At 73.7% G+C, this 25,348-nt stretch carries 22 protein-coding genes; 12 read left to right on the forward strand and 10 right to left on the reverse strand.

The window, feature by feature from the left end:
• Positions 1 to 14 precede the first annotated feature (14 nt).
• The 5 genes from C6376_RS41545 to C6376_RS41565 all read left to right on the forward strand — a co-directional run bounded on the left by C6376_RS41545 (position 15) and on the right by C6376_RS41565 (position 4,298).
• Positions 15 to 956, forward strand: a complete 942-nt coding sequence (locus C6376_RS41545; protein WP_107448353.1) for a Zn-ribbon domain-containing OB-fold protein — start codon at positions 15 to 17, stop codon at positions 954 to 956.
• Complete coding sequence (locus C6376_RS41550) at positions 953 to 2,023, forward strand: thiolase domain-containing protein (protein ID WP_107448354.1); 1,071 nt, start codon at positions 953 to 955, stop codon at positions 2,021 to 2,023. Before C6376_RS41545 ends, C6376_RS41550 begins: the two co-directional genes overlap by 4 nt.
• Positions 2,020 to 3,186 (forward strand): thiolase domain-containing protein, encoded by a 1,167-nt coding sequence (locus C6376_RS41555; RefSeq protein ID WP_107448355.1) that lies wholly within the window; start codon positions 2,020 to 2,022, stop codon positions 3,184 to 3,186. Before C6376_RS41550 ends, C6376_RS41555 begins: the two co-directional genes overlap by 4 nt.
• Positions 3,187 to 3,269: 83 nt before the next feature.
• Entirely contained in the window at positions 3,270 to 3,512 is a 243-nt protein-coding gene (locus C6376_RS41560; RefSeq protein ID WP_020126126.1) for a DUF397 domain-containing protein, read from the forward strand.
• Between the two features lie 288 nt (positions 3,513 to 3,800).
• On the forward strand, positions 3,801 to 4,298 hold the full coding sequence (locus C6376_RS41565; RefSeq protein WP_107448356.1) for a hypothetical protein: 498 nt from the start codon (positions 3,801 to 3,803) through the stop codon (positions 4,296 to 4,298).
• Positions 4,299 to 4,328: 30 nt separating this feature from the next.
• On the opposite strand, the gene C6376_RS41570 is transcribed toward C6376_RS41565, so the two are convergent.
• Both C6376_RS41570 and C6376_RS41575 read right to left on the reverse strand, forming a co-directional pair.
• Positions 4,329 to 6,308 carry an N-acetylmuramoyl-L-alanine amidase gene (locus C6376_RS41570; RefSeq protein WP_254076290.1) on the reverse strand — a complete coding sequence of 660 codons (1,980 nt, stop codon included), beginning with the start codon at positions 6,306 to 6,308 and terminating at the stop codon, positions 4,329 to 4,331.
• Between the two features lie 173 nt (positions 6,309 to 6,481).
• Entirely contained in the window at positions 6,482 to 7,618 is a 1,137-nt protein-coding gene (locus C6376_RS41575) for an aminoglycoside phosphotransferase family protein (protein WP_107448357.1), read from the reverse strand.
• 232 nt (positions 7,619 to 7,850) lie between these two features.
• Between C6376_RS41575 and C6376_RS41580 the strand changes: the two genes are divergently transcribed.
• Positions 7,851 to 9,353 (forward strand): hypothetical protein, encoded by a 1,503-nt coding sequence (locus C6376_RS41580; RefSeq protein WP_107448358.1) that lies wholly within the window; start codon positions 7,851 to 7,853, stop codon positions 9,351 to 9,353.
• A gap of 47 nt (positions 9,354 to 9,400) precedes the next feature.
• On the opposite strand, the gene C6376_RS41585 is transcribed toward C6376_RS41580, so the two are convergent.
• Complete coding sequence (locus C6376_RS41585; protein WP_107448359.1) at positions 9,401 to 10,792, reverse strand: PP2C family protein-serine/threonine phosphatase; 1,392 nt, start codon at positions 10,790 to 10,792, stop codon at positions 9,401 to 9,403.
• A gap of 349 nt (positions 10,793 to 11,141) precedes the next feature.
• Here C6376_RS41585 and C6376_RS41590 point away from each other — a divergent pair, with 349 nt between their 5' ends.
• Complete coding sequence (locus C6376_RS41590) at positions 11,142 to 11,555, forward strand: SsgA family sporulation/cell division regulator (RefSeq protein WP_107449479.1); 414 nt, start codon at positions 11,142 to 11,144, stop codon at positions 11,553 to 11,555.
• A 13-nt stretch (positions 11,556 to 11,568) separates the two neighbouring features.
• Here C6376_RS41590 and C6376_RS41595 read toward each other — a convergent pair whose 3' ends face one another.
• Positions 11,569 to 12,594, reverse strand: a complete 1,026-nt coding sequence (locus C6376_RS41595) for a Gfo/Idh/MocA family protein (RefSeq protein WP_107448360.1) — start codon at positions 12,592 to 12,594, stop codon at positions 11,569 to 11,571.
• Between the two features lie 85 nt (positions 12,595 to 12,679).
• Positions 12,680 to 13,774 carry a chemotaxis protein gene (locus tag C6376_RS41600; RefSeq protein WP_107448361.1) on the reverse strand — a complete coding sequence of 365 codons (1,095 nt, stop codon included), beginning with the start codon at positions 13,772 to 13,774 and terminating at the stop codon, positions 12,680 to 12,682.
• Positions 13,775 to 13,952: 178 nt separating this feature from the next.
• On the opposite strand from C6376_RS41600, the gene C6376_RS41605 reads away from it, so the two are divergent.
• Positions 13,953 to 14,735 (forward strand): alpha/beta fold hydrolase, encoded by a 783-nt coding sequence (locus tag C6376_RS41605; protein WP_107448362.1) that lies wholly within the window; start codon positions 13,953 to 13,955, stop codon positions 14,733 to 14,735.
• 13 nt (positions 14,736 to 14,748) lie between these two features.
• On the opposite strand, the gene C6376_RS41610 is transcribed toward C6376_RS41605, so the two are convergent.
• Both C6376_RS41610 and C6376_RS41615 read right to left on the reverse strand, forming a co-directional pair.
• Positions 14,749 to 16,239 (reverse strand): FMN-binding glutamate synthase family protein, encoded by a 1,491-nt coding sequence (locus tag C6376_RS41610; RefSeq protein WP_107448363.1) that lies wholly within the window; start codon positions 16,237 to 16,239, stop codon positions 14,749 to 14,751.
• Complete coding sequence (locus C6376_RS41615; protein WP_107449480.1) at positions 16,240 to 17,886, reverse strand: alpha/beta hydrolase; 1,647 nt, start codon at positions 17,884 to 17,886, stop codon at positions 16,240 to 16,242.
• A gap of 237 nt (positions 17,887 to 18,123) precedes the next feature.
• Here C6376_RS41615 and C6376_RS41620 point away from each other — a divergent pair, with 237 nt between their 5' ends.
• Both C6376_RS41620 and C6376_RS41625 read left to right on the forward strand, forming a co-directional pair.
• Complete coding sequence (locus tag C6376_RS41620; RefSeq protein ID WP_107448364.1) at positions 18,124 to 18,912, forward strand: chaplin; 789 nt, start codon at positions 18,124 to 18,126, stop codon at positions 18,910 to 18,912.
• 228 nt (positions 18,913 to 19,140) lie between these two features.
• Positions 19,141 to 19,917, forward strand: coding sequence for a GNAT family N-acetyltransferase (locus C6376_RS41625; RefSeq protein WP_107448365.1), 777 nt, complete (start codon positions 19,141 to 19,143; stop codon positions 19,915 to 19,917).
• Positions 19,918 to 19,980: 63 nt separating this feature from the next.
• On the opposite strand, the gene C6376_RS41630 is transcribed toward C6376_RS41625, so the two are convergent.
• Positions 19,981 to 20,421 carry an SPW repeat protein gene (locus C6376_RS41630; protein ID WP_107448366.1) on the reverse strand — a complete coding sequence of 147 codons (441 nt, stop codon included), beginning with the start codon at positions 20,419 to 20,421 and terminating at the stop codon, positions 19,981 to 19,983.
• A gap of 139 nt (positions 20,422 to 20,560) precedes the next feature.
• Here C6376_RS41630 and C6376_RS41635 point away from each other — a divergent pair, with 139 nt between their 5' ends.
• Entirely contained in the window at positions 20,561 to 21,643 is a 1,083-nt protein-coding gene (locus tag C6376_RS41635) for a MerR family transcriptional regulator (protein WP_107448367.1), read from the forward strand.
• Between the two features lie 26 nt (positions 21,644 to 21,669).
• On the opposite strand, the gene C6376_RS41640 is transcribed toward C6376_RS41635, so the two are convergent.
• Together C6376_RS41640 and C6376_RS41645 are read right to left on the reverse strand one after the other, a co-directional pair.
• A complete protein-coding gene (locus C6376_RS41640) occupies positions 21,670 to 23,043 on the reverse strand; it encodes a deoxyribodipyrimidine photo-lyase (protein WP_107448368.1) in 1,374 nt (457 codons plus the stop codon).
• A gap of 109 nt (positions 23,044 to 23,152) precedes the next feature.
• On the reverse strand, positions 23,153 to 24,676 hold the full coding sequence (locus tag C6376_RS41645; RefSeq protein ID WP_107448369.1) for an SDR family oxidoreductase: 1,524 nt from the start codon (positions 24,674 to 24,676) through the stop codon (positions 23,153 to 23,155).
• 125 nt (positions 24,677 to 24,801) lie between these two features.
• Here C6376_RS41645 and C6376_RS41650 point away from each other — a divergent pair, with 125 nt between their 5' ends.
• A complete protein-coding gene (locus tag C6376_RS41650; RefSeq protein ID WP_173985827.1) occupies positions 24,802 to 25,311 on the forward strand; it encodes a MarR family winged helix-turn-helix transcriptional regulator in 510 nt (169 codons plus the stop codon).
• The last annotated feature ends 37 nt before the right edge of the window (positions 25,312 to 25,348 follow it).

Raw genomic sequence — 25,348 nt, forward strand, 5'->3', positions numbered from 1 at the left:
AAAGGAGACCGGCCATGCCCGAAGTCCTCAAGGCCCCCCTCGTCATCGAGTTCCCCTTCACCCGTTCCCTCGGCCCCGTCCAGAGCGCCTTCCTCACGGGTCTGCGCGAGCGCGTCGTCCTCGGTGTGAAGACCACCGACGACCGCACCCTCGTCCCGCCCGTCGAGTACGACCCCGTCACCGCCGAGGAGCTCCACGACCTCGTCGAGGTCGCCGCCACCGGCACGGTCACCACCTGGGCCTGGAACCACGCCCCCCGCCGCGGCCAGCCCCTCGCCACGCCCTTCGCCTGGGTCCTGGTCCGGCTCGACGGCGCCGACACCGCCCTCCTGCACGCCCTCGACGCCCCCGGCCCAGGCGCGGTCCACACCGGAATGCGGGTCCGCATCCGCTGGGCCGAAGAGCGCACCGGCGCCATCACCGACATCGCCTGCTTCGAGCCGCACGACGGCGGACCGGCCGAACTCACGGGCACCACGGGCGAGTTCACGGACCCGGTCACCGGCATCGTCGCCCCCGCCCGCCTCGACTACACCTACTCGCCCGGCCGCGCCCAGTCCGCCTACATCGAGGCGCTCGCCACCCGGCGCACGGTCGGCGAACGCTGCCCGTCCTGCCGCAAGGTGTACGTCCCGCCGCGCGGCGCCTGCCCCACCTGCGGCGTCCCGACCGCCGAGCAGGTCGAGGTCGGACCTCGCGGGACCGTCACCACCTTCTGCATCGTGAACATCAAGGCGAAGAACCTCGACATCGAAGTCCCCTACGTCTACGCCCACATCGCCCTCGACGGCGCCGGCCTCGCCCTGCACGGCCGCATCTCCGGCATCCCTTACGACCAGGTACGCATGGGCCTGCGCGTCGAACCCGTGTGGACGGACGACGCCCGCTACCCCGACCACTACCGGCCGACCGGCGAACCCGACGCGGACTACGACGCCTACAAGGAGCTGCTGTGACCCGCGAGGAAACCCCGGGCGTCCGCGACATCGCGGTCGTGGCCTTCGCGCAGACCGACGTGCTGCGCACCACCGACGAGCTCTCCGAGGTCGAGATGCTCATGCCGGTCCTGCACAGCGTCCTCGACCGGACCGGTCTGAAGACCGCGGACATCGGCTTCACCTGCTCCGGCTCCTGCGACTACCTCGCCGGCCGCGCCTTCTCCTTCACCCTCGCCCTCGACGGCGTCGGCGCCTGGCCGCCCATCTCCGAGTCGCACGTCGAGACGGACGGCGCCTGGGCGCTGTACGAGGCCTGGACCAAGCTCCTCACCGGCGACGCCGACACCGCGCTCGTCTACTCCTACGGCAAGTCCTCACCCGGCTCCCTGCGCGACGTCCTCACCCGCCAGCTCGACCCGTACTACGTCGCCCCCCTGTGGCCCGACTCCGTCGCGCTCGCCGCGCTCCAGGCACAGGCCCTGATCGACGCGGGCGAGGCGGACGAGAGCGCCCTCGCCTCGATCGGCACCCGCAGCCGACGGGTCGCGACCCTCAACTCCCACGCCCAGCTGCGCGGCACGGTCGCCCAGGGCGACTACGCGGTACGGCCGCTGCGCACCGGCGACTGCCCGCCAGTCGGCGACGGAGCCGCCGCCGTGATCCTCGCGGCGGGGGAACGGGCCCGCGAGCTGTGCTCCCGGCCCGCGTGGATCCGGGGCATCGACCACCGCGTCGAAGCCCACTCGCTCGGCGTGCGCGACCTCACGGACTCGCCGTCCACCCGCCTCGCCGCCGAGAGGGCCGGCGCCTTCGAACGGCCCGTCGACACCGCCGAACTGCACGCCCCGTTCAGCGCGCAGGAGATCGTTCTGCGCAAGGCGCTGCGGCTGGACGACAGCGTGCGGGTGAACCTGTCCGGCGGCGCCCTCGCCGCCAACCCGATGATGGCCGCCGGCCTCATCCGCATCGGCGAGGCCGCCGCCCGCATCCACCGGGGCGAGTCCGACCGGGCCCTCGCCCACGCCACGTCCGGCCCGTGCCTGCAGCAGAACCTGGTCGCCGTACTCGAAGGGGATGCGCGATGAGCAAGGAGCCCGTGGCCGTCGTCGGGATCGGCCAGACCAAGCACGTCGCCGCCCGGCGGGACGTCTCGATCGCCGGGCTGGTCCGGGAGGCGGCCCGGCGCGCTCTCGACGACGCCGAGCTGACCTGGGCCGACGTCGACGCCGTCGTCATCGGCAAGGCCCCCGATTTCTTCGAGGGCGTCATGATGCCCGAGCTGTACCTCGCCGACGCGCTCGGCGCGGTCGGCAAGCCCATGCTGCGCGTGCACACGGCCGGCTCCGTCGGCGGATCGACGGCGCTGGTCGCCGCCGGACTCGTCGCCGCCCGCGTCCACGGCACCGTCCTCACCCTCGCCTTCGAGAAACAGTCCGAGTCCAACGCCATGTGGGGGCTGTCCCTGCCCGTCCCCTTCCAGCAGCCCCTGCTCGCCGGGGCGGGCGGGTTCTTCGCCCCGCACGTGCGCGCCTACATGCGCCGCAGCGGGGCGCCCGACACCGTCGGCTCGCTGGTGGCGTACAAGGACCGCCGCAACGCGCTGAAGAACCCCTACGCGCACCTCCACGAGCACGACATCACGCTGGAGAAGGTCCAGGCCTCGCCGATGCTGTGGGACCCGATCCGGTACTCGGAGACCTGCCCCTCCTCCGACGGCGCCTGCGCGATGGTCCTCACCGACCGGGCCGGAGCCGCCCGCGCGCCGCGCCCGCCCGCCTGGATGCTCGGCGGGGCGATGCGCAGCGAACCGACCCTCTTCGCCGGGAAGGACGCCGTCTCGCCGCAGGCCGGCAAGGACTGCGCCGCGGACGTCTACCGCCAGGCCGGGATCGGCGACCCGCGCCGGGACATCGACGCCGTCGAGATGTACGTGCCGTTCTCCTGGTACGAGCCCATGTGGCTGGAGAACCTCGGCTTCGCCGACGAGGGCGAGGGCTGGAAGCTCACCGAGGCGGGCGTCACCGAACTCGACGGCGAACTGCCCGTCAACATGTCGGGCGGTGTCCTGTCCACCAATCCGATCGGCGCCTCCGGCATGATCCGCTTCGCGGAGGCGGCGCTCCAGGTGCGCGGACAGGCCGGCGAACACCAGGTGGAACGGGCCCACAGGGTCCTCGGGCACGCCTACGGGGGCGGCTCGCAGTTCTTCTCCATGTGGCTCGTGGGTGATCGGCCGCCGGAGTCCTGAAAGGTCCTTTCCACGTGCTCTGTCGGCGTCCGGGACCGGTCGCTAGGCTGGCCCGCGGACGACGAACCGGGAGGAGCACGGACGTGGCCGAGAGCACCATCCAGCAGCAGCCGCTCACGGGCTGGGACAAGCCGGAGCTGGACCTCAGCAACGCCGAGTGGCAGTCCAGCAGCCGGGGGCGGGGGGATGTCCAGATCGCCTTCGTCGAGGGGTTCATCGCGATGCGCAACAGCGGCAGCCCCCAGAGCCCCTCGCTGATCTTCACCCCCGCGGAGTGGGGCGCGTTCGTGTCGGGAGCGCGGGAAGGGGAGTTCGACCTGACCTGAGACCGGTCCACCACGGGCCGTCCGGTCCGACGACCGCTTCCCGGGCCCCCGGGCCTTCCCGGACGGACCGGACCGTGGGTGTGCCCGGCCGCCGTGATCCCGTCGGCGACGGCGGGTTCGACGGGTTCCGGGCCTGCGGGCGGGCCCCGCTGCCGCGCGCGGCGAGCGGGCACGGCCGAAGGCGCCTTCGCAACCGGTGCGGGCGGCCGTTCCCCGGCCCGCGTCCGAACGACGGACCGGGACGCTCCCGACCGCCGCCGAACGGCCGCGGCCACGTACCATGGCCGCATGTCGTTCCTCCGCCGCCGCAGCGCCACTCCCGCCGGGCCCGAATTCGACGTTCTGGCCATGGACCCGGGCGACTGGCCCGGCAATCTCGGCGCCGGGCTGCTGCCCGCCCCCGACGGCAGTTGCCAGGGCGTCTTCCTGCGCTACGACCTCTTCGGCGGCCGCGGTCCCGCCATGATCATCGGCAATCTGCCCGAGGGCTCTCCGGCCCGTGAGGTGGAGGAGGGGGAGATCCCCTTCGAGGTGGCCCAACTGCTGCTCGCGCTGGAGAACGACGAGGAGGTGACCGTCGTCGGCGTCGAGGACATGCCGGTGATGCAGGGCGACAACCTGCTGATCGTGCGCCGGCTGAAGCTGTCCGAGGGGCGCGTCGCCTGCGTGCAGTTCGACCGCAGCGACAACGTCCTGGTGACCATCGCCGCCTGGGACCGCCCCATCACCGACGACCTGTACGCCCTGCTGAAGCCGCTCCCGGCGGAGCTGTTCCAGCAGGGCTGAGGCCCGGCTTCCCTACGGTCCCCGGGAACCCTAGGAGTCCGACGGCATCACCCGCACGTCCGAGGCCCGCACGAACGCCACCCGGTGGCCGTACTGGATCTCGTAGTACTGCTCGTGGCCGACGACGAGCCGGTGCGAACCGGTGGAGAACGTGGTCGCGTAGTAGTACTCGCCCGGCACCTTGTCCCCGACCACGTACCGCTGCCCCTCGGGCAGCCTGTACGGCAGCGCGGAGATCGGCTGGACGGGGACGCCCGCCGGATAGGCCGACGCCTCGGGGTAGGCGCGGCCGTAGAGCGCAACGCTCGCGAGGCCGTCCCGGGGCGTGACCACCTGGCCCGCCGCGGGAACGGCCGTCGGCCGCGCGGCCGGGTTCTCGAACCACGCCTTCTGGCCGAGGTACCAGATCGCCGTCCAGTCGCCCCACCGGTCGGCGACCGCGTACTGCTGCCCGGTGGACACCCGTGACGAGGTGTCGTTGAGCCCCTTGGTCGGGCCCGAGCCCTGGCCGACGTCGTTGATCAGCGCGGACTTCTCGTCATGGTCGGCGTACAGCCGTACCGCGCTGGAGCCGTGCGCCGCGCAGGTCTGACGCCGGGCGGCGCAGTCCGTGTACACCGGGCGGTTCGCGGCGTAGTCCGGCCGGATCGTCACCAGGCCGCCGCCGTCGGCGCTCGCCGTGAAGGGGGCCTCCAACAGCTCGAAGTAGTGCCGCCAGTCCCAGAACGGGCCGGGATCGGTGTGCATCCCCGACACGCTCGCCGCCGTCGGGCCGGGCACGTTGTCATGGCCGAGGACGTGCTGCCGGTCGAGCGGGATGTCGTACCTGTCGGCCAGGTACTTCACCAGTCGCGCGGACGAGCGGTACATCGCCTCCGTGTACCAGGCGTCCGGGGCGGCGAGGAATCCCTCGTGTTCCAGGCCGATCGACTTGGAGTTGACGTACCAGTTGCCCGAGTGCCACGCCACGTCCTTGGCCTTCACATGCTGGGCGACATGCCCGTCGGTGGCGCGTAGTGAGTAGTTCCACGACACATAGGACGGGTCCTGGACCATGGTCAGCACGCCCTCCCAGCCGCCCTCGGTGTCGTGGACGACGAGGTAGTCGATGTCGGGCGAGGCGGGCCGGTCGGCGACGTCGTGGTTGCCGTAGTCGTCGTCGCCGAACTGCTCGTACGGCGCCGGGATCCACTCGCAGGACACCGTGGACGGGCATTCGGCGCCCGCCGCGAAGACGTGACGCAGACCGGTCCCGCGCAGCTGGGCGGTCCGCGGCACGAGGTCCGGCCGCGCCGCGAGGGCGACCTCCTGTCCGGCGTCCGTGGTGCGCCGTTCGCCGGCGCGCAGCACGCCGTACACGTCGTTCGCGTACGCGGCGGCGGTCGCGGTGTCGTCGGCGCCCGAGAACTGAGCGACCGCGCCGTACCAGTCGGCCGGGTCGGTGCTCAGGGGCTCGTCCATGCGCCGCTGGGCGTCGGCGAGCAGGGCCGCGCCGCCCGCGATGTTGGCCGCGGGATCGGTGCGCAGGTCCTCGGCGGCGATGCCGGTGAGTTTCGCGGCCCTCGACAGGGTCTTCAGACGCGCCGGGAGCCGCCCGCTCGACGGCGCCCGGTAGTGCGGGGACGGTGCCTGGGCCGAGGGCCGGGCCGCCCGGGCCAGGTCGCCGCGCGGGTCCGCCGTGCCGGCGCCGTGGCGCGGGGCTGCGGCGAGGGCCGTACGGACGTCGGTGAGATGCATCGGACCGTAGCCGCCGGTCACGCTGGGTGCTCCGGCGTGCGCGTCCCAGCGGGACTGGAGGTAGGAGACCGCAAGCAGCACGCTCTGCGGCACGTGGTACTCGGCTGCCGCGGCCGCGAAGGCCTGCTGGAGGCTGTTCACCGGCCGGGGCGCCGCGTCGGCGGCCGGGTCGGCGGCGCCGAGGAGGGGCAGCACGAGAGCCGCCGACGCCAGCGCGCCTGCGGCTCTACGGGTACGTCTGTGCGGTCCGGGGGGAGCGGCGGGTCTGCGCAATGCGGCCTCCAGGGACGAGAGAGCGGGGCGTGCGGGCCGGCCACGGCCGAGTGGTCAGCCTGGCCGACGACCCGTCAATCATGCCCATAGCGGGATGAATTCCCTCGTCAAGACACCGCATGGGTCTGTCCGCGGTGCGCCGCCGTTCAGCCGCTCCGCGGGCGGACGCTCTCTCAGCGCGTGCCGACCGCCGCGCGTACGGCCCGGCGGGCCAGTTGGCAGTCGTCGTGCAGTCGCCGCAGCAGCAGACGCTGTTCCTCGCCGGCCGGCGCGGCTCCCGGGTGGGCCGCCCCCTGAACCGCGGCCGTGTCGTGCATCGAGCGCTGCACGGCCGTCTCGTAGGTGCGGATCTCGCGGGTCAGCACCAGCATCAGGTTCACCAGGAAGGCGTCCCGGGAGGCCGGGCCCGCCGACTGGGCGATCTGGCTGATCTGACGGCGTGCCACCGGCGCGTCGCCCAGCGCCGACCACAGCGTCGCCAGGTCGTAGCCCGGCAGGTACCAGCCCGCGTGCTCCCAGTCCACCAGCACCGGACCGGCCGGTGAGAGGAGGATGTTCGACAGGAGGGCGTCGCCGTGACAGAACTGGCCCATGCCCTGCCGGCCCGCGGTGGCCGCGATGCCGTGCAGCAGCTTCTGCAGGTCGCCCAGGTCCCGGTCGGTGAGCAGACCCAGCTCGTGATAGCGGGAGATGCGGGCGGCGTAGTCCAGCGGCGCGTGGAACGAGCCGGCCGGCGGCCGCCAGGCGTTGAGCCGGCAGATCGCGCCGAGCGCGGCCCTGACGTCCGCCCGCGGCGGGGTTTCGGTGGGGTGCCGCTGCAGGGCCGCCGCCCGCCCCGGCATCCGCTCGATCACCAGAGTGCAGTTGTCCGGGTCCGCCGCGATCAGTCTCGGCACCCGCACCGGGGGGCGCTGCCGGACGAACGTGCGGTATGCCGCTATTTCGTGCCGGATCCGCTCGGCCCACGCGGGGGAGTGGTCCAGTAAGCACTTGGCGACGGCAGTGCTGCGTCCCGTCGTGCCGACCAGGAGTACGGAACGTCCGCTGCGGCGCAGGACCTGGACCGGCGCGAACTCCGGACAGATGCGGTGCACCGAGGCGATCGCCGTGCGCAGTTGGGCGCCCTGGGGGCCGGACAGGTCGAGCCTCCCGCTGAGCGGTTGCGTGCCGAGCCCCGCGGGACGGCGCACGCCGCCCGCGCCGAGCGTGGGGGCCGCCGTTCGCGCGGGGGCGAGGTAGGGGCCGCCGCCGCCCGGGCGGGTGTGCAGCGACCGGGGCGGGGCGGACACGGAGGACGATGCTGCGTACATGGGGGAAACAGATCCCTTCGTGTGCCGGACGTCAGAGCGCTGCCCCGACCGGCCCTTTCGGGTGCACCCTGGGGAATGTCCCTCGGTGACCGGGTCGGGGTGGCGCTTTCCTACCTGACACCCGTCGCCCAGTGGCACACCATCTGGCGAACCCTGGCGAACCCTGGCGAATAGTCGCCCGGCAACTTTCACGGGGCTACTGTCAACTCAGCCGAGAACCTGGGGGCTTGACGTGAGCGGACAACCCAACACCCGTCTCTCGGACCTGTTCGGCCTGGCCGGCTGGTCCAAGGGCGAACTCGCGAGGCTGGTCAACCGGCAGGCGGCGGCCATGGGCCACCCCCAGCTGTCGACCGACACCTCCCGGGTGCGGCGGTGGATCGACACGGGAGAGATCCCGCGCGATCCGGTGCCGCGGGTGCTGGCGGCCCTGTTCACCGAGCGTCTCGGCCGTGTCGTGACCATCGAGGACCTCGGTCTGGTCCGGCACGGGCGTACAGGTAGACGGCCCGGCGGCGGGAGTGCTGAACATCCCGACGGCGTGCCGTGGGCGCCCGAACGGACTGCTGCGGTCCTCACCGAATTCACGGGAATGGACCTCATGCTCAACCGACGCGGTCTGGTGGGCGCGGGTGCCGCGCTCACCGCGGGATCAGCTCTCAGCAGCGCCATGTACGACTGGCTGCACACCGACCCCACTCTCTCCGCCGACGCTCCCGCCGTCGGCCATCCGCTCGCGCACCATGCCGATCCCGCCGGGTTCGACCGCTACGAGGCCGCTCCCATCGGGGCGGAGGAGGTCGACGAACTGGAGCGCTCGGTCGAGGTGTTCCGGGCCTGGGACGCGGCCCGCGGAGGCGGGCTGCAACGCAAGGCGGTCGTGGGACAGCTCAACGAGGTGGGCGGCATCCTCGCCTACCGTCACCCCGCTCATCTCCAGCGACGCCTGTGGGGCGTCGCGGCCAACCTCGCCGTCCTCGCCGGCTGGATGTCGCACGACGTCGGCCTCGAACCCACCGCCCAGAAGTACTTCGTCATCGCCGCCCATGCCGCACGGGAGGGCGGCGACCGCCCGCGGGCCGGCGAGGCGCTGTCCCGCGCCGCCCGGCAGATGGTGCACCTCGGACGGCCCGACGACGCCCTCGACCTGATGAAACTGGCCCAGTCCGGCTCCGGCGAGGAGGTGCTGCCGCGCACCCGGGCGATGTTCCACACCATCGAGGCCTGGGCGCAGGCGGCGATGGGCAAGGGGCAGGCCATGCGGCGCACCCTCGGCCGGGCGGAGGACCTCTTCGTCTCCGACAAGGGCGACGTCGCCCCGCCGTCCTGGATGCAGACCTTCAGGGACGAGGATCTGTACGGGATGCAGGCTCTCGCCTACCGCACGCTGGCCGAGTTCGAGCCGCAGGCGGCCGCTCACGCCCAGTACTACGCGGAGAAGGCCCTCGCGCTGCGTGTCGACGGGCGCGAGCGGTCCAAGATCTTCGACCATCTGTCCATGGCGTCCGCCTGCTTCATCGCGGACGACCCCGAACAGGCGGACCGCTTCGCACGGTTGGCCCTGATGTCGATGGGGTCGAACTCCTCCCGGCGCACCTGGGACCGGCTGAGCCAGATGTACCGGCTCACCGCGGAGTACGCCCGCTACCCGAGGATCAGCGAACTGCGCGAGGAGATCCGGCTGGCGCTGCCCAAGCAGAAGGGCGCGAAAGGGGGCGGCAGCGCCCGGGCGTGAGCGAGTCGGCTTCCTTGTCGCCACCCGTCACCGGGTCGCCCGGCCTGCTACCGGGTCACCCGGGCGACGAGCACGCAGGCGTCGTCGGTGCGTGCGGCCGCACCGCACTCCTGCACGGCCGCTTCGACGCACTCCAGGGCGCTGTCTGCTCCGTCCAGGAGTGGGGCCAGGGCGAGGAGACGGTCGGCGGGGGCCAGGCCGTCGGTGTGCAGCAGGATCAGGTCGCCCTCGCGGAGGGTCTCCTCGGCCTGCTCGTAGGCGGCGCGTGGGGCGGTTCCGAGCAGGGAGCCCGCCGGTGCCCGCAGTCGGCGCCCCGTCCCGTCGCGGAACAGCAGCGGGGCGGGGTGGCCGGCCTGCGCCCACACCAGGGTGCGGGTCTGCGGCCGGTATCGGCAGCAGACGGCGCTGCCGAGGACCGGTCGGACGGTGGCGTCCAGTAACTGGTTCAGCCAGGACAGCAGCCGGGCCGGCCGGGCGCCCGCCATGGCCATGCCGCGCAGGGCGCCCAGCAGCATCGCGGTGTTCGAGGTGACGGCCGGACCGTGTCCGGTGAGATCGCCGACGCTGAGCAGCGTCTCGGCGTCGGGGAGTTCGAGCGCGTCGTACCAGTCGCCGCCGATCAGGGAGGTGGTCGCGGCGGGCAGATAACGGGCGGCGACGTCGAGTGTGCTCGGGCCCTCGTGCGGCAGGCGCAGGGGGACGCGGTGCGGGGGCAGGACGGCTTCCTGCAGTTGGACCGCCAGCCGGTGCTCGGTCTGTGCCTGCCGCCGGGCCTGCAGCGAGTCGTGGCTCTCGCGCACCGCGCGCTCGTTGCGCCGCAGTTCGCTGACGTCGCGCAGTACGGCCCACATGGAGGCGGTGGCGCCGTCGGAGTCGAGCACCGGTTCGCCCATCATGTGCACGGTGCGATGGGTGCCCGTCGGGCGCAGGATGCGGAACTCGCCGTCGATGGGCCGGGCGTCGACCAGGCAGTCCGTGACCATCGCGGTCAGTCGGGGCCGGTCCTCCTCGAGGACGAGGCAGGGGAGTTCGTCGAGGGTGAGCGGGGGAGTGGCCGGATCGCGGCCGAGGATCCGGTAGAGCTCCTCGGACCACACGGCTTCGTCCGTCAGCAGGTTCCACTCGGCGCTGCCGACCCGGCTGAGCAGGGACTCGGGCCGGGGAGCCGCGGCCGCGGGCGGCGGGCCGGCGGACGGAACCGGCCGCGGGCCGTCCCGTAACTGGGCCAAGTGGGCGTCGAGGTCCTCGAGTTGGTGTCGGGCCAGATCGTAGAGGGCGCGCTGCCAGCGTCCCTCGGGGTCCGTCGCGTCGCCCTGGGCGTCCTGTCGTACGGCGTCCATGTCGCCCTTGAGCCGTCGGGTCTGCGAGATCAGCGCGTCCACCGAGCCGCGCGCCGGCGGCTGGGCGGCTGGGTGATCCGCGAAGACGTGGGGCGGCATGACGCTCTCCGATGCGGGACGGTTCGACGAAGGCTGACGCGAGGGCCGTTACGACTGTGGCACAGCCCGCGACGCGGTGTAAGGGATTTGGCAACACACGATTCGGTGGTGCTTCCGGCATATGCCAGTGTCTTCACGGAGGGGTGGACGAGTACGGCCCGAGTCTCTCCGGGGGGTTTCAAGTCGTAGACAGAGTACGTGACTTGAGGGACCCGTGAGGGGGCTGAGGTGAGTGTCATCCGGGTGTTCGACGGGCGTATGTTCTACGCCTTCGGCGGTGTGATGCAGGTCACATTAATTGGTCCCGGAGAAGGCGTAATGCGATCGGCCTCCGCGAGGTCCTATGTGCATGGACACCACTCTGGAACAACTCGTCCGCGCCCGGTTGATCACCGCGGAGGACCAGGCGCTGCCCGTGCCCGCCACGCTCCGCTACGACTCCGCCGACCCGTTCGCCGTGCACGTCGACTTCCCGCCGGAGGTCTCCCTCGCCGGTGAGCCGGTCACCTGGACCTTCGGCCGCGGACTGCTGGAGCAGGGCGTGGACGGTCCGGCCGGGAGCGGTGACGTGCACATCTGGCCCTGCGGGCAGGCCCGGACGGTGATGGAGTTCCACTCCCCGCTCGGGATGGCCCTGCTCCAGTTCGACACCAAGGCTCTGCGCCGCTTCCTGCTGCGCAGCTACGCGGTCGTGGCCCGTGGCCGGGAGGACGTCGGCGGCGCGGTCGAACGGGGTCTGCAGGCCCTGCTCGGCAACGTCTGAGGTCCGCTCCGGCTCAACGGCCGCCGGCGGCGTACAGTCCGGGGCGCGGGGCGAGTTCGACGGGGACGCGCGCCCCGCTCCCGAGGGCCCGGACCCCGGCCTCGGCGACGGCCGAGGCCGCGTAGCCGTCCCACGCGGACGGGCCGGTGACCCGACCGCGCCGCGTGGCGTCGACCCAGGTCTGCACCTCCCGGTCGTAGGCGTCCGCGAACCGCACGAGGTAGTCCTGCGGCACCTCCGCGCAGGCGGCGCCGCGTGCGGTGACGAGCATGCCGTGATCGTCGCCGATACGCGCGCTGCCCGCCTCGCACACGGCCTCGCAGCGCACCTGGTACCCGAAGCCGCAGTTGACGAAGACCTCCACGTCGACCAGGGCGCCGCCGGCGGTCTCGAAGAGCACGAACTGGGGGTCCAGCAGGCCCTGCGGGGCGCCGGACGAGGCGTGCGGCCGCAGCACCGAGACCGAGGTCAGCTCCTGGCCGAGCAGCCAGCGGGCCGCGTCGATCTCGTGCGACACCGAACTGTCGACCAGCATCGCGCTGGTGAAGCCCGGTGGCGAGGACACGTTGCGGTGCACGCAGTGCAGCATCAGCGGCCGTCCGAGCCGTCCGTCGTCCAGCAGCGTCTTCAGCCTGCGGTACTCGGCGTCGTACCGCCGCATGAATCCGATCTGCGCCAGCCGCCGTCCGAGCCGGGCCTCCGCCTCCAGCACGCGCAACGCCCCCGCCGTGTCCGGCACCATGGGTTTCTCGCAGAGCACCGGAAGCCCGCGGGCGAAGGCCGCGAGCAGCGCCTCCTGGTGGGCGGGGCCGGGCGAGGCGATCAGCACCGCCTCGACGCCGGGCGCGTCGAGCGCGGCCTCCGCCTCCGAGTGGACCGTCACCGCCTCGATGCCGGCCACGGCCTCCTCGGCGCGCGCGGTGTCGGGGTCGGCCACGGCGGCCACCCTGGCCCCGCTCACCACGCGGTCCAGGCGGCGCACGTGGTCGGCGCCCATGTGTCCGGCACCCAGTACGGCCACGCCCAGCAGGTCGCCCACGCGCCCGCCCCCTCCCGGTCGACGATCACGCCGTAGCGTACGTCGCCGGGGGCGGCGCCTGGACAGGGCCGGGGCGAGCCCGGGATCAGTAGCGCAGCACGCCCGCGATGCCGTCCGCGTCGCCCAGGGTGCCGTCCGGCACGAAACGCACCGCGGCGCCCGTCTCCAGGCACTGCTCGACGATCTCGTCGACGATGTCCTCCCGGGCGTCCAGGTCGCCGCTCATGGCCGGGACCAGGTGGTCGCCGTGGTCGCGGACCGTGATCCGGTAGTTCTCCTCGACCGCCAGCAGCCGGACCCGGCCCTCTCGCGCGTTCTGCCACAGCTCGTCGACGCCGGCCGCGAACATGCGGTGCCCGCGCGCCGAGTCCAGGACCCGGGTGACCGACGCCGCGTCCCGGCGGGACTCCGCGTCCAGCCGCGGTCTCACCGCCTGCCACACGGCCTCCGGCGGGCCGTGCGAGAGTCCGCCGTGCGCGATGTGCAGCGCGTCGCGGGTGACGCCGCGCAGCTCGTCGAGGAGCGACAGCGCCGCCGGCTCGCCGGTGACGACCAGCGGCCGCGGGTGCGCGCGCAGCAGTCTGCCCACGGCGGTGTCGGCGTCGCGCAGGAAGTGGCGGGTGCCCTCGTCGCGGAACGTGCTGGGCAGGTCGCCGGTCCGCTGCATGCGCTCGGCGTCGAAGTTCGGCTGGCTTCTGACCAGCGGGAAGCCGCCGGAATGCTCCTCGGTCACCCGGTCGGCGCCGCCGTTCCACAGCGTGACGCGATCGGCGGACACCGAGAGCGCCCAGAACGGCCGCTCGGCGGCCTGCGCGGAGACCAGGTTGCGCGTCAGGAACGTGTCGGAGAGCACGACGCGTTCGGGCACGGGACGGGCCAGCGACCACACCTGGTGCTCGCCCGGCGCCGCGTAGATGACCAGGCCGTCCTCGCTGTGCGTCAGGTCGACCTCGGCCAGCGCGCGATCGAGCTGTCCCGCGACGTCGGCGCGCCGCTCGCGGGTGATCGCCGGGTCGTGCTCCAGCTGTCTCTTCGCCTCGGCCACGACGTTGCGCAGCCGGACCCGGTCCTGGGCGTTGTCGGGTTCGCGCCGGTGGGTCGGCGTCAGCACGGACACCGCCGGATAGGGGCGCGGGCGGCGCAGTTCGGAGAGGGTGGCGGGGCTGAGTGCGTGCTCCATACGAGCACGATAGGTCCGAATCACGTATCAGGCATTCGGGGCAATAACGGGGCGGGATCGGCGCCGGGGAGGCGGCCGGGGTCACACTTCGGTCTCCCCGGCGGCCGTCGGTGACGACGACCCCGGCGGCCGGTTACCGTACGCGTCAGTAACCGGGACCGCACCGCAGGAGGCACCCATGCCGCAGCTCGAAGTCGACGGCGCAGCACTGACCTACGACGACGAGGGCCCGCACGACGGCGACGGCGTGCCCCTGGTCTTCGTGCACGGCTGGACGGCCGACCGGCACCGCTGGGACCACCAGATGGCGCACTTCGCCGGGAAGCGCCGGGTGATCCGGTTCGACCTGAGAGGCCACGGCGAGAGCACCGGGGCCGGCGTGAAGACGGTCGAGGAGCTGGCACGGGACCTCCTCGCCCTCCTCGACCACCTGGACATCGACAGGTTCGTGCCGGTCGGCCACTCGATGGGCGGGATGATCTCGCAGACCGTGGCCCTCTCCCACCCCCAGCGGGTGGAGCGCATGGTGCTGGTGAACTCCATCGGCCGCATGACCTACAGCCGGGGCCGAGGACTGCTGATGGGCGTCTCCACCCTCGTCCCCTTCAAGCTGTTCGTCGCCGCCAACATCCAGCGCGCCTTCGCCCCCGGTTACCCGCGCGACGAGATCCGCGCGTACGTCAAGTCCTCGGCGGACACCCCGCGCGAGGTGGTCATGACCCTGTACGGCGCCATGCGGGCCTTCGACGTCCTCGACCGGGCCGGGGAGATCCAGGCGCCGACGCTGATGATCCACGGCTACCACGACATCCAGCTCCCGGTGCGTCAGATGCTGCGGCTGGCCATGGCCTACCCGGACGCCACCGTGCGCATCATCGACGCCGGTCACGAACTCCCCGTGGAGAAGCCCGCCGAGCTGACCGCGGCGATCGACGCCTTCGTGACCGGCAGCCCCGCGTAGGCCCCGCGCGGAGTCACCCGAAGCTGTCCGGGTCCGCCGCCTTCCAGTCCGCCGCCCACGACTCGGGCGCTCCGGCGAGCAGTTCGCCCGGCGCGAGCCACTCGTACAGCTCCGCGTACGAGCGCTCCGTGCCGGGCCCGGTACGCCGGACCAGCTGGGCGGGGGTGAGCCCGCCCGGTTCGCGCACGCCCATCGCGGCCATGATCCGCATCGCGTCACGGACCGTCTCGCGCTGGTAGCGCCGGACCTGGCGGGCCTTGTCGGCCACCTGCAGCGCGCGGGTCCGCAACGGGTCCTGCGTCGCCACACCGGCCGGACAGGCGCCGGTGTGGCAGCGCCCGGCCCGCACACAGCCGAGGGCGAGCATCATCGCACGGGCCGCGTTGGTGTAGTCGGCGCCCTGTACGAGCCGCCGGACGATGTCCGAGCCCGACGCCACCCGCCCGCTCGCCCCGATCCGCACCCGGTCCCGCAGGCCGACGCCGGCCAGCGCGTTGTGCACCGTGATCAGCCCCTGGGTGAGCGGCATGCCCAGCCGCCCGGCGAACTCCGCCGGCGCGGCGCCCGTACCGCCCTCCGACCCGTCCACCACCACGAAGTCCGGCGTCACGCCCTCCGCCGCCATCGCCCGGCAGACCGCGAGGAACTCCCGCCGCGACCCCACGCACAGCTTGAACCCGGTCGGCTTGCCACCCGCGAGCTCCCGCAACCGGGCCACGAACAGCACCAGTTCGCGCGGTGTCGCGAACGTCCGGTGGACGGGCGGCGACACCACGGGCTCGCCCACCGGCACGTCGCGCTCCCGCGCGATCTCGACGCCCACCTTCGCGCCCGGCAGGACCGATCCGCTGCCCGGCGCCGCGCCCTGCGACAGCTTCAGCGACACGCACCTCACCTCGGGCAGCGCCGCCTTGTCCGCGAACACCCGCTCGTCGAACCCGCCGTCGGCGGTACGGCAGCCGAAGTACCCGGTCCCGATCTCCCACACGAGGTCGCCCCCGCCGCGCAGATGATGCTCCGACAGCCCGCCCTCGCCGGTGTCCTGGGCGAAACGCCCCAGCGCGGCACCCCGGTTGAGAGCGAGGACCGCGCGCGAGGACAGCGCGCCGAAGCTCATCGCGGACACGTTCAGCAGGGCCATGTCGTACGGCTGGGAGCAGTCGGGGCCGCCCACCCGCACCGACGGCGGCTCCTGCGCCGCCTCGACGGGACGCAGCGAGGGCACCAGGTACTCGTGCCCGTCGGGCTCACCGGAGGCGTCGACGGGCCGCTCCGGGCCGGGGCCCCGGGGCAGCGCCCGCGCCGTCGGGTACCGCAGCCGTCCGACCAGTGGATGGTTGCGCGGCACGGAGCGGCCGCGCTGCAGCAGATCCCGCAGGCCGAGGCACGCCGTCGCCAACAGCGGTGCGGCGGCGAACCACCACCGGGCGGACAGGGCGGCCGCGGCGGCCGTCGCCACGGCGGCGCACAGGGCGACGAGCAGCAGCGGCAGGAACCGGCGCACTCAGCCGGCGTCCTCGTCCGGCCCGCACGAACTGCCGCTGGGCGGGAGCGATCCGTACAGCAGGAAGTCGTCGACCTTGCGGTGCACGCACTTCGACGAGCCGTACCCGGTGTGGCCCTCGCCCTTGTTGTCCAGCACCACGGCCGGGGATCCCAGGCGCTTCGCCGTCTCCACGGTCCAGCGGTACGGCGTGGCCGGGTCGCCGCGTGTGCCGACCAGGAGGATCTTCGGGGTGCGGAGGTCCTTCACCTCGTCGCGGATGAAGTCGGTGCCCTTGGGGCGGCCGTAGCACAGCAGGACCTCGTTGAGCCGGTACCGGCCGAAGACCGGTGACGCCTTGTCGTAGGCGGTCCGCAGCCGCTCCAGGTCCGCGGTGATCCGGGCGGCGGTGGGCCGGTCCGGATCGTCCGCGCAGTTGATCGCCATGAGAGCGGCGGGCAGGTTGTCGAGGGGCACGTCCTCCGCGTCGACCAGGGCGCCGGGGGAGGGATCGGCGCGGCCCGCGGCCCGCGGCGGCACCGGGACCGGGACCGGCACGGGGAACGGCAGCGGACGGGAGAAGCCCCCGGTCGTGAAACCGAGGACCCCGCTGGGGTCGCCGTTCTCGATCAGCTGGGCCAGCGCCCGCTCCAGCAGGGGCCACAGCTCCCTGCTGTACAAGCCCTGCCCGAGGGCGCCCACGAGATCCTGTCCGGTGAAGTCGTCGCCGAAGTCGGTCGGCAGCGGATCCTCGTCGAGCGAGTGGACCAGCCGCACGACCTCCTGGCGTGCCACCCGCGGATCCTGCCCGAAGGGGCAGGCGATGTCCTTCACGCACCAGCCGACGAAGTCGTCCAGGGCCACCTGCTGGCCCCGGGCGCCCGCTATGCCCTGCTCGGTGAGCGGCTCGGTGAGGGTGTCCACCCCGTCGAGGACCATCCGGCCCACCTTGTCGGGGAACCGGGCCGCGTACACCGCGCCGAGCCGGCTGCCGTAGGAGAAGCCGAGGTAGTTGAGCTTCCTGTCGCCGAGCGCCTGCCGCATGACGTCGAGGTCCTGGGCCGCGTGGACGGTGCCGATGTGCGGCAGGACCGGTCCGGAGTTCTCCGCGCAGTCGGCGGCGGCCTGCTTCAGCCGGCTGAGGAGCTCCGGCGGATCGGCGAGGGCCGTGTCGTCGTTCAGCGGGGCCAGCCCGCTCTTCTCGCCCTCCCCGCAGCTGACGGGGGAGGAGCGGCCGACGCCGCGCGGGTCGAGGGTGACCACGTCGTAGCCGTCCGTCAGGTCCATGAACTCCTTGCCGCCGTAGGCGAGTTCGGGGACGCCCGCGCCGCCGGGGCCGCCGAAGTTGAGCACCACCGAACCGCGTCTTTCGCCCGTGGCCCGGTAGCGGGCCAGCGCGAGGTCGAGCGTGCCCGCCCCGGGACGGGAGTAGTCGAGCGGGACGGTCAGCTTGGCGCACTGCAGATCCCTGGGCATGCCCTCGCCCTTGCACGCCGACCAGGCGACCTTCTGACCGGTGAACCGGGACAGGTCGGGACGGTCGCCGTCGTCGTCCGCGCGGTTCGCGGCGACCGTCGGCAGGCCCGCGCCGCCGAGCAGGGTCAGTGCGGCGGTCGCGGCGAGCGCACAGCTGCGCAGCCCGGGCCGCGTCGACAGATTGGCCAGCATCAGTGCCTCCAGGGACGCCCGCAGCGGTCCGGGAACGGCGCCCTCGCTCACGATAAGCGGCAGGTGGACCCGCCGCCTCCGGGCGGCGAAGGGGGCCCCGGGCGCAGCCCGCCGCGAGCGCGACGGGGGTGACACCCAATGGGGTGAAAGGGTGTTAAGGCATAACTCGGACGCTTCGCCGGCGTTCTATCGGGTGCGGGCGACTGCCCGCGATTCAAGTCTGGAAGGCAGGGACCCATGAAGCGGGTTACCCGAACCGGTGTGATGGCCGTCGCCGTGGTCTCCGGCGCGATGGCTGTGACACTGCCCGCACACGCCGACTCCGCGGCGAACGGCGCCGCGGCCGGCTCGCCGGGGCTGATCTCCGGCAACGGGGTGCAGCTGCCGGTACACCTCCCGGTGAACCTGTGCGGGAACACGGTCGACGTGGTGGGGGTGCTGAACCCCGCCGCGGGCAACACCTGTGCCGAGGCCGGCAAGGGCGGAGGCGACGCCGCCGGCGGTCACGGCGGTCACGGCGGGCAGGGTGCGCGCGGCGAGCACGGCGAGCACGGCGGTCACGGCGGTCACGGCGAGCATGGCGGTCACGGCGGTCACGGAGCGTCCGCCGGCGGCGGGGCCATCGCGCAGGGCGACATGGAGGGCTCGCCGGGCGTCGTCTCCGGCAACGGCCTGCAGTTGCCGGTGCAGCTCCCGGTGAACGTCAGCGGCAACAGCGTCAACGTCGTCGGCATCGGCGACCCGGCGTTCGGCAACCGGTCCGTGAACACCTCCGGCGAGAAGCCCGGGCGGCCCGCGCACCAGCCGCCGTCCCGGCACACCCCGCCCGCGCAGCCCGAGCACCAAGGGCCGAAGGCCGGTCCTGCGGCGCCGTCCGTCGAGCCCGGGACCAGGGGCCCTGAGGCCCTGTCGTCGCTGGCCCACACGGGCGCCGACGCCACGCTGACCGCGCTGGCGGGCAGTACGGTCATGCTGCTCGGCGGAGCGCTGCTGTACCGCAGGTTCCGCCCCGGAACGGAGCGCTGAGCGGCGCCTTCGGACCCACGGACCACGGGCCCCGGCAGGCCAGGGGCCGGTGGCCGCCGCTCGGCGGCGTTCCCGGCCCCGGCGCTGTCGGCGGTCGCGCGCCCGGCGTTGCGGGGCCCGGCCCTCCCGCTCCCGGCTCTCCCGGCCTTCCCCGCCGCTTCCCGCACCGGCCGTCCGCGCGGCCGTAATCGCCTTGTGCGGGGCCAGCCGGGGTGTTGGGGTGGGCGCATGGATCACGCCGCGGTACTCGCCCTGTACGACCGGGACATGCGCGAAGGCGCACGTCCCGAGAGCCCCGACGCGCGGGTCGAACGGACCGGGAACGTGGTGCGGCACGTCGGCGGGGACGGTGGCTGGAACGGCGTCGTCTGGTCGGACCTGGACGACGCCGGCGTCGACGCGGCCGTCGCGGAACAGGTCGCCTTCTTCACGGGGCTCGGCCGCGAGTTCGAGTGGAAGCTGCACGGGCACGACCGTCCGGGCGATCTCGCACAGCGGCTCGGATCGGCCGGGTTCACGTCCGAGCCGGAGGAGACCCTGCTGATCGCCGAGACGGGCGAGCAGCTCGGCGACGTCCGGCCGCCCGACGGCGTCCGCGTCGTGCCGGTCACCGACCGGGCGGGCGTCGAGCTCATGGTCGAGGCCCACGAGAAGGCCTTCGGCCGGGACGGCTCCCGCCTGCGGGACCTGTTGCTGGCCCGCCTCGCCACCGCCCCGGACACCCTCGTCGCCGTCGTCGCGCTGGCCGGGGAGACACCGGTGAGCTCGGCGCGGATGGAGCTGATCGAGGGGGCCGCCTTCGCCGGGCTGTGGGGCGGCGGCACGGTCGACGGCTGGCGCGGCCGCGGCGTCTACCGCGCGCTGATCGCCCATCGCGCCCGTATCGCCGCCGACCGCGGCTACCGCTACCTCCAGGTCGACGCCTCCGACCAGAGCCGCCCCATCCTCGAACGCCTCGGCTTCATGGCGCTCACCACGACGACGCCGTACGTGTACGCGCCGTGAGACGGCCGGTCCGGTCCGCCCCCTGCGGACCGGACCGGCCGTCTCACGGGCGGGCAGCCGTCCCTACGGCTTCGGTGCGCTCTTCGCCGCCGTGGCGGTGCACAGCAGCCCCAGGACCAGCGCCAGGGCGCCGATGATGATGTTGTTCACCGCGACACCGGCGTCCGGGCTTTCGCCGACGACCCATGGCGCGATGATCATCCAGATGCCGGCCGCGCACATGGCCCAGCTCAGGCCGTACATGCGGGCGGGAGCCGCGGTGAACCCGAGCCCCAGCAGGGCGATGGCGATGCCCACGATCAGGTTGTGGGTCATGAGCGCGGGCTGGCTGACGGTGTAGTGGAGGATCCACGGGGACACGGCGCAGTACAGACCGAGCAGGAACACCGGTCCGTCCACGAGTGCCACATCACGACCACCGAGCATGCGCGCGTACCGCGCCTGCATCTCGGAAACGTCGGGGTGCGTCGACATGTCACCTCTGGTGGGCGAGACGTTGGCCATGGTTCGTCTCCTTCGACTTTCCGGCCTGACCGCTTCGCTGCGGTGTGCGGTAAGTGCCGCGCATGTTCATTCTGCTCTTATTTGCTCCTTATGTGTAGAGGTCGGAGAGGGCGGAGCGGCGGTCTCGTATCGTCGGTCCATGAGTGAGATCCCGAGCCCGGACGAAGCCGGACTGACGACCGGGGCGCTGGCCCGTCGGCTGGGCGTGGCGCCCACCACCCTGCGCTCCTGGGACCGGCGGTACGGCATCGGGCCCGTCGTCCGCGACGACGGGCGGCACCGGCGCTGGCGGCCCGGTGACGTGGCCGTACTGGAGGCGATGTGCCGGCTCACCGCCTCCGGCGTGCCCCCGGCGGACGCGGCGCGGGCGGCGAGGGAGGCGATCCGCGGGAGCCTCGCGAGCGCGGCGGAGCCGGATCCGCCGGGCCCGGACACGGGCGGCGGCCCGGCGCACACCCGCTCGGCGGACGCGGACCCGGCGGACGCGGGACCGGTGGGCGCCCTGGGCCGGGACCGCACCGCGGGCGGGGGCCGGGGGCCGGCGCGTCCGCAGGACGCTCTCCTGCTCGGCGTGGACGTACGCCAGGAGTGCCGGGGGCTGGCCCGCGCCGCCGTACGGCTCGACGCGCCGGGCGTGGCGGAGCTCCTGGACGCGGCCGTCGAACGGCACGGACTGATCGTCGCCTGGCAGGAGGTGATGGTCCCGACGCTGCACGCCGTGGGCCGCAAGTGGGTCTCCTCCGGCGACCGATACGTCGAAGTGGAGCACCTGCTCTCCTGGCACGTCTCCACCGCGCTGCGCCGCGCCACGCGGGCCGCGGCACCGCGGGAGGCGGCGGGCCGGCCGGGACCCGTGCTGCTGGCCTGCGTGCCCGGCGAACAGCACAGTCTGCCGCTGGAGGCGCTCGACGCCGCTCTCGGCCAACTGGGGGTGCCCACCCGCATGTTCGGGGCGGCCGTGCCCGCCGAGGCGCTGGACTCGGCGGTCCGGCGGCTGGGTCCGGTCGCCGTCGTCCTGTGGGCCCAGGCGCGCTCCACCGCGAGTCTTCCGCTCGCCCGGCACATCGCGCAGACCCGGTGGGGCGTCGCCGGCGCCCGGCGCGCCCCCGTGGTGGTGCTCGGCGGCGCCGGCTGGACCGGACGCCCCGCGCCGGGCCTGCACCGGCCGGCCGGGCTGGCCGAGGCCCTGACGCTGCTGGCCGGGGTGTACGACACCGCCTGAGCGCGAGCGTCGCGGCCGAACCCCGTTCAGCGGCGTTCCCGGGCTCGCCGGAAGCGGTCGAGGCCCGCGGAGAGCCCGACGATCGGGTCCGGGTAGTCGAGCGCGGCCCGGTCCGGTCCGGGGAGCCTCCACGGTTCGTGGATCGCGGGGGCCGCCACGTTCCGCAGTTCCGGCAGCCAGCGCCGCACGTACGCGCCGTCGGGGTCGTAACGCTTCGCCTGGGTGACCGGGTTGAGGACCCGGTTGGGGCGCGAGTCGGTGCCGGTGCCCGCCATCCACTGCCAGTTGAGCTGGTTGTCGGCCACGTCCCCGTCGACCAGCAGGTCCAGGAAGTGCCGGGCGCCGACGCGCCAGTCCACGTAGAGGGTCTTGGTGAGGAAGCTCGCGGTCAGCAGCCGGCCGCGGTTGTGCATCCAGCCCTCGTGCCGCAGCTGCCGCATCGCGGCGTCGACGATCGGGTAGCCGGTGCGGCCCGCCCGCCACGCCTCGACGTCCTCGCGCGCGGAGCGCTCCGAGCGCCAGCGGTCGTGCTTGGTGCGGTAGTCGGCGTGCGCCGCGCCGGGCCGGGCCGCCAGCACCTGACGGTGGAAGTCGCGCCAGGCGAGCTGCCGCACGAAGGCCTCGCCGCCCGGGCCGCCCGCCCGTCGCGCACGGTGCACGAGTTCCGCCGGGGACAGCGTGCCGAAGTGCAGGTGGGGGGAGAGCCGTGAGGTGGCGTCGCCGGCCAGGTCGTCGTGCCGGTCCTCGTAGGCGGCGATGCCGGAGCGCAGCCAGGAGGCGAACCGTCGGCGTCCCTGTGTCTCGCCGCCCTCCGCCAGCGCCGGCGACAGTCCCGACAGATCACCTCGGGAGGGAAGCTCCTGCGAACCGACGCCGTCCGGGACCCGGACGGGGCCGGGCGCGCGCAGCGGGGTCCGCAGCCGCTGCTGGGACCAGTGCCGGAAGTACGGCGTGAAGACCGCGAAGTGGTCCGAGGAGGACGGGACCACCGCTCCGGGACCGACCGCCGTCGTCACCGCGTCGTGCACGTGCAGGCGCACGCCCTGTGCCTCCAGCGCCGCCCGCAGCCGTTCCTCGCGGCGCCGCGCGTACGCGCTCACGTCGGCGGCCAGATGGACCTCGTCGGCGTCCGCCTCCACGGCCGCCCCGCACACCTCGTCCACCAGGTCGCCGGAGCGCAGGACGAGCCGGCCGCCCCGCTCGCGCAGCCCGGCGTCGAGGTCGCGCAGGCTGTCCGCGAGGAAGGCCAGCCGGTTCGGCGCCGCGAACCCGGCGGCGTCCACGGCCCGGTCGCGCACGAACAGCGGCACCACCTGCCGTGATCCGTCGAGGGCCGCGCGCAGCGGCGGATGGTCGTGCAGGCGCAGGTCGGCGGTGAACAGGACGACCGAGACGTTCATGATCGGGCTCCGGGGCGACAAAGGGCGGACGAAGAACTGCTTCCGGGCGGCGGGGCGCGGCGGACGCACCAGCCCCGCCGGAAGATCGCGGGGGATCGCGCACGCCGGGTCAGCGCACGGACGAGGGCTCCGGGGCCCGCGCGCCCGCCTCGGCCGCCCGGGCGATGTTGCGGGCCATGCCGCCGAAGACGACCGTGTGGAAGGGCGCCACGCTCCACCAGTAGGCGTGGCCGAGGAGCCCGTGCGGATGGAACAGGGCGCGCTGGCGGAACCGGGTCCGGCCCTCGGGGTCCGTCCGCGCGCACAGCTCCAGCCAGGCCCGGCCCGGCAGCCGCATCTCCGCCCGCAGCCGCAACAGCCGTCCGGGCTCGATCTCCTCGACCCGCCAGAAGTCCAGCGAGTCGCCCACCCGCAGCCGGGCGGCGTCCCGGCGGCCGCGGCGCAGCCCCACCCCGCCGACCAGCCGGTCGAGCCCGCCGCGGACGGCCCAGGCGAGCGGGAACGAGTACCAGCCGTTCTCGCCGCCGATGCCCTCGATCACCCGCCACAGGGCGGCGCACGGCGCGTCGACGGCGAGTTCCCGGTCGTCGGTGTACAGGCTGCCGCCGGCCCAGCCGGGGTCGGTGGGCAGCGGATCGCTGGGCGCGCCGGGCACCGACGCGGACGACCACCGGGTGGCGACCTGCGCGTCGCGGACCTTGCGCAGCGCGAGCCGGACCGCCTCGTCGAACCCGACCGGATGCCCCGGCGGGTCGGGCACGTACCGGGCGATGTCGTGCTCGTGGCAGACCACCTCGTGCCGCAGCGACTCGGTGAGCGGCCGGGCGATCGACGCGGGCACGGGCGTCACCAGGCCGACCCAGTGGCTGGACAGGCCGGGGGTGAGCATCGGAACGGACACGATGAGGCGGCGCGGCAGGTCGGCGACCGCGGCGTAGCGGAGCATCATCTCGCGGTACGTCAGCACGTCCGGGCCGCCGATGTCGAAGGCCCGGCTGACGTCGTCCGGCATGGTGGCGCTGCCGACGAGCGCGCGCAGCACGTCGCGCACCGCGACGGGCTGGATGCGGGTGTGCACCCAGCTCGGGGTGATCATCACCGGCAGGCGCTCGGTCAGATAGCGCAGCATCTCGAAGGAGGCCGAGCCGGAGCCGATGACGACCGCCGCCTGCAGCACCGTCGTCGGCGTCCCCGAGGCCAGCAGGATGCGGCCCACCTCGGCACGCGAGCGCAGATGCGGCGAGAGCTCCCGCTCGGGCACGCCGGCCGGGGTGAGACCGCCGAGGTAGACGACGCGACGGACGCCGGCGACCCGGGCCCGTTCGCCGAAGATCCGCGCCGCGCGGCGATCGGTCTCCTCGAAGTCGTCGCCGGTGCCCAGGGCGTGGACCAGGTAGTAGGCGACGTCCACGCCCCGCATCGCCGCCGCGACCGACGCGGCGTCCGTGACGTCGCCGCGCACGGTCTCGACGTCGCCCGCCCAGGTGTGGTCGCGCAGCCGGTCGGGGGAGCGGGCCAGACAGCGCACCCGGTGCCCGGCCGCGAGCAGCTCCGGAACCAGCCGCCCGCCGATGTATCCGGTCGCGCCGGTCACCAGGCTCAGCGGTCCCGTGCGGTCGCCCTGTGCGCTCATGAGTCCTCGGTCCTCCGCCTCGACGGCCCCCTGTTGATCGCTTCCACGCCGAGTGCCGTCATGGATGCGGGGACGCCGGTTTGTGCGCACGATCGAGTGACGAGGCGGCCGACTACGCTGATCGCGTGGCCACAGCGAACGACCGGGAACGCCCGGCGGCGGCACGGGAGTCCGAGGCGTTCCCGCACCCAGCCGACCTGCACGCCTTCGCCGTCCAGCTGCGGCGGATGAACGGCGGGATCAACCGGCTGGTGCACGGGTTCGCCGGCGAGCACGCCCTGCACGCCACCGACGTCCAGGCGCTCGCGGCGATCCTGGACGCCGAGGAGCCGATGACGCCGAAGCGGCTGCGCGAGCACCTCGGACTGACCTCGGGCGCGGTCACCGCGTGCGTGGACCGGCTCGAGCGGGCCGGACACATCCGCCGGGTCCGCGAGAGCGCCGACCGCCGGGTGGTCCACCTGTACTACGCCTCCGACGCCCGCTCGGCGGCCCGCACCTATTTCCGTCCGCTGGCCGAGGCCACCGAGGCCGCCCGGGCCCGCTTCACGGCGGACGAGCTGACGGTCGTGGTGCGCTTCCTCGCGGCCCTCAACGAGCAGCTCTCCGAAACCGGGCCGCCGCCGACGCGCTGAGCAGTCCGGCGGGACCGTCCCCCGCGGACCGCCTGCT

It is taken from the genome of Streptomyces sp. P3 (assembly GCF_003032475.1).
In the GTDB taxonomy this organism is placed as follows: domain Bacteria; phylum Actinomycetota; class Actinomycetes; order Streptomycetales; family Streptomycetaceae; genus Streptomyces.

Coding starts and splice junctions, on each gene's coding strand:
- C6376_RS41555 (WP_107448355.1), top strand. CDS start 2,020: ATGAGCAAGGAGCCCGTGGCCGTCGTCGGGATCGGCCAGACCAAGCAC.
- C6376_RS41590 (WP_107449479.1), top strand. CDS start 11,142: ATGGACACCACTCTGGAACAACTCGTCCGCGCCCGGTTGATCACCGCG.
- C6376_RS41545 (WP_107448353.1), top strand. CDS start 15: ATGCCCGAAGTCCTCAAGGCCCCCCTCGTCATCGAGTTCCCCTTCACC.
- C6376_RS41640 (WP_107448368.1), bottom strand. CDS start 23,043: ATGAACGTCTCGGTCGTCCTGTTCACCGCCGACCTGCGCCTGCACGAC.
- C6376_RS41615 (WP_107449480.1), bottom strand. CDS start 17,886: ATGCTGGCCAATCTGTCGACGCGGCCCGGGCTGCGCAGCTGTGCGCTC.
- C6376_RS41575 (WP_107448357.1), bottom strand. CDS start 7,618: ATGTACGCAGCATCGTCCTCCGTGTCCGCCCCGCCCCGGTCGCTGCAC.
- C6376_RS41605 (WP_107448362.1), top strand. CDS start 13,953: ATGCCGCAGCTCGAAGTCGACGGCGCAGCACTGACCTACGACGACGAG.
- C6376_RS41630 (WP_107448366.1), bottom strand. CDS start 20,421: ATGGCCAACGTCTCGCCCACCAGAGGTGACATGTCGACGCACCCCGAC.
- C6376_RS41620 (WP_107448364.1), top strand. CDS start 18,124: ATGAAGCGGGTTACCCGAACCGGTGTGATGGCCGTCGCCGTGGTCTCC.
- C6376_RS41635 (WP_107448367.1), top strand. CDS start 20,561: ATGAGTGAGATCCCGAGCCCGGACGAAGCCGGACTGACGACCGGGGCG.
- C6376_RS41600 (WP_107448361.1), bottom strand. CDS start 13,774: ATGGAGCACGCACTCAGCCCCGCCACCCTCTCCGAACTGCGCCGCCCG.
- C6376_RS41585 (WP_107448359.1), bottom strand. CDS start 10,792: ATGCCGCCCCACGTCTTCGCGGATCACCCAGCCGCCCAGCCGCCGGCG.
- C6376_RS41645 (WP_107448369.1), bottom strand. CDS start 24,676: ATGAGCGCACAGGGCGACCGCACGGGACCGCTGAGCCTGGTGACCGGC.
- C6376_RS41565 (WP_107448356.1), top strand. CDS start 3,801: ATGTCGTTCCTCCGCCGCCGCAGCGCCACTCCCGCCGGGCCCGAATTC.
- C6376_RS41625 (WP_107448365.1), top strand. CDS start 19,141: ATGGATCACGCCGCGGTACTCGCCCTGTACGACCGGGACATGCGCGAA.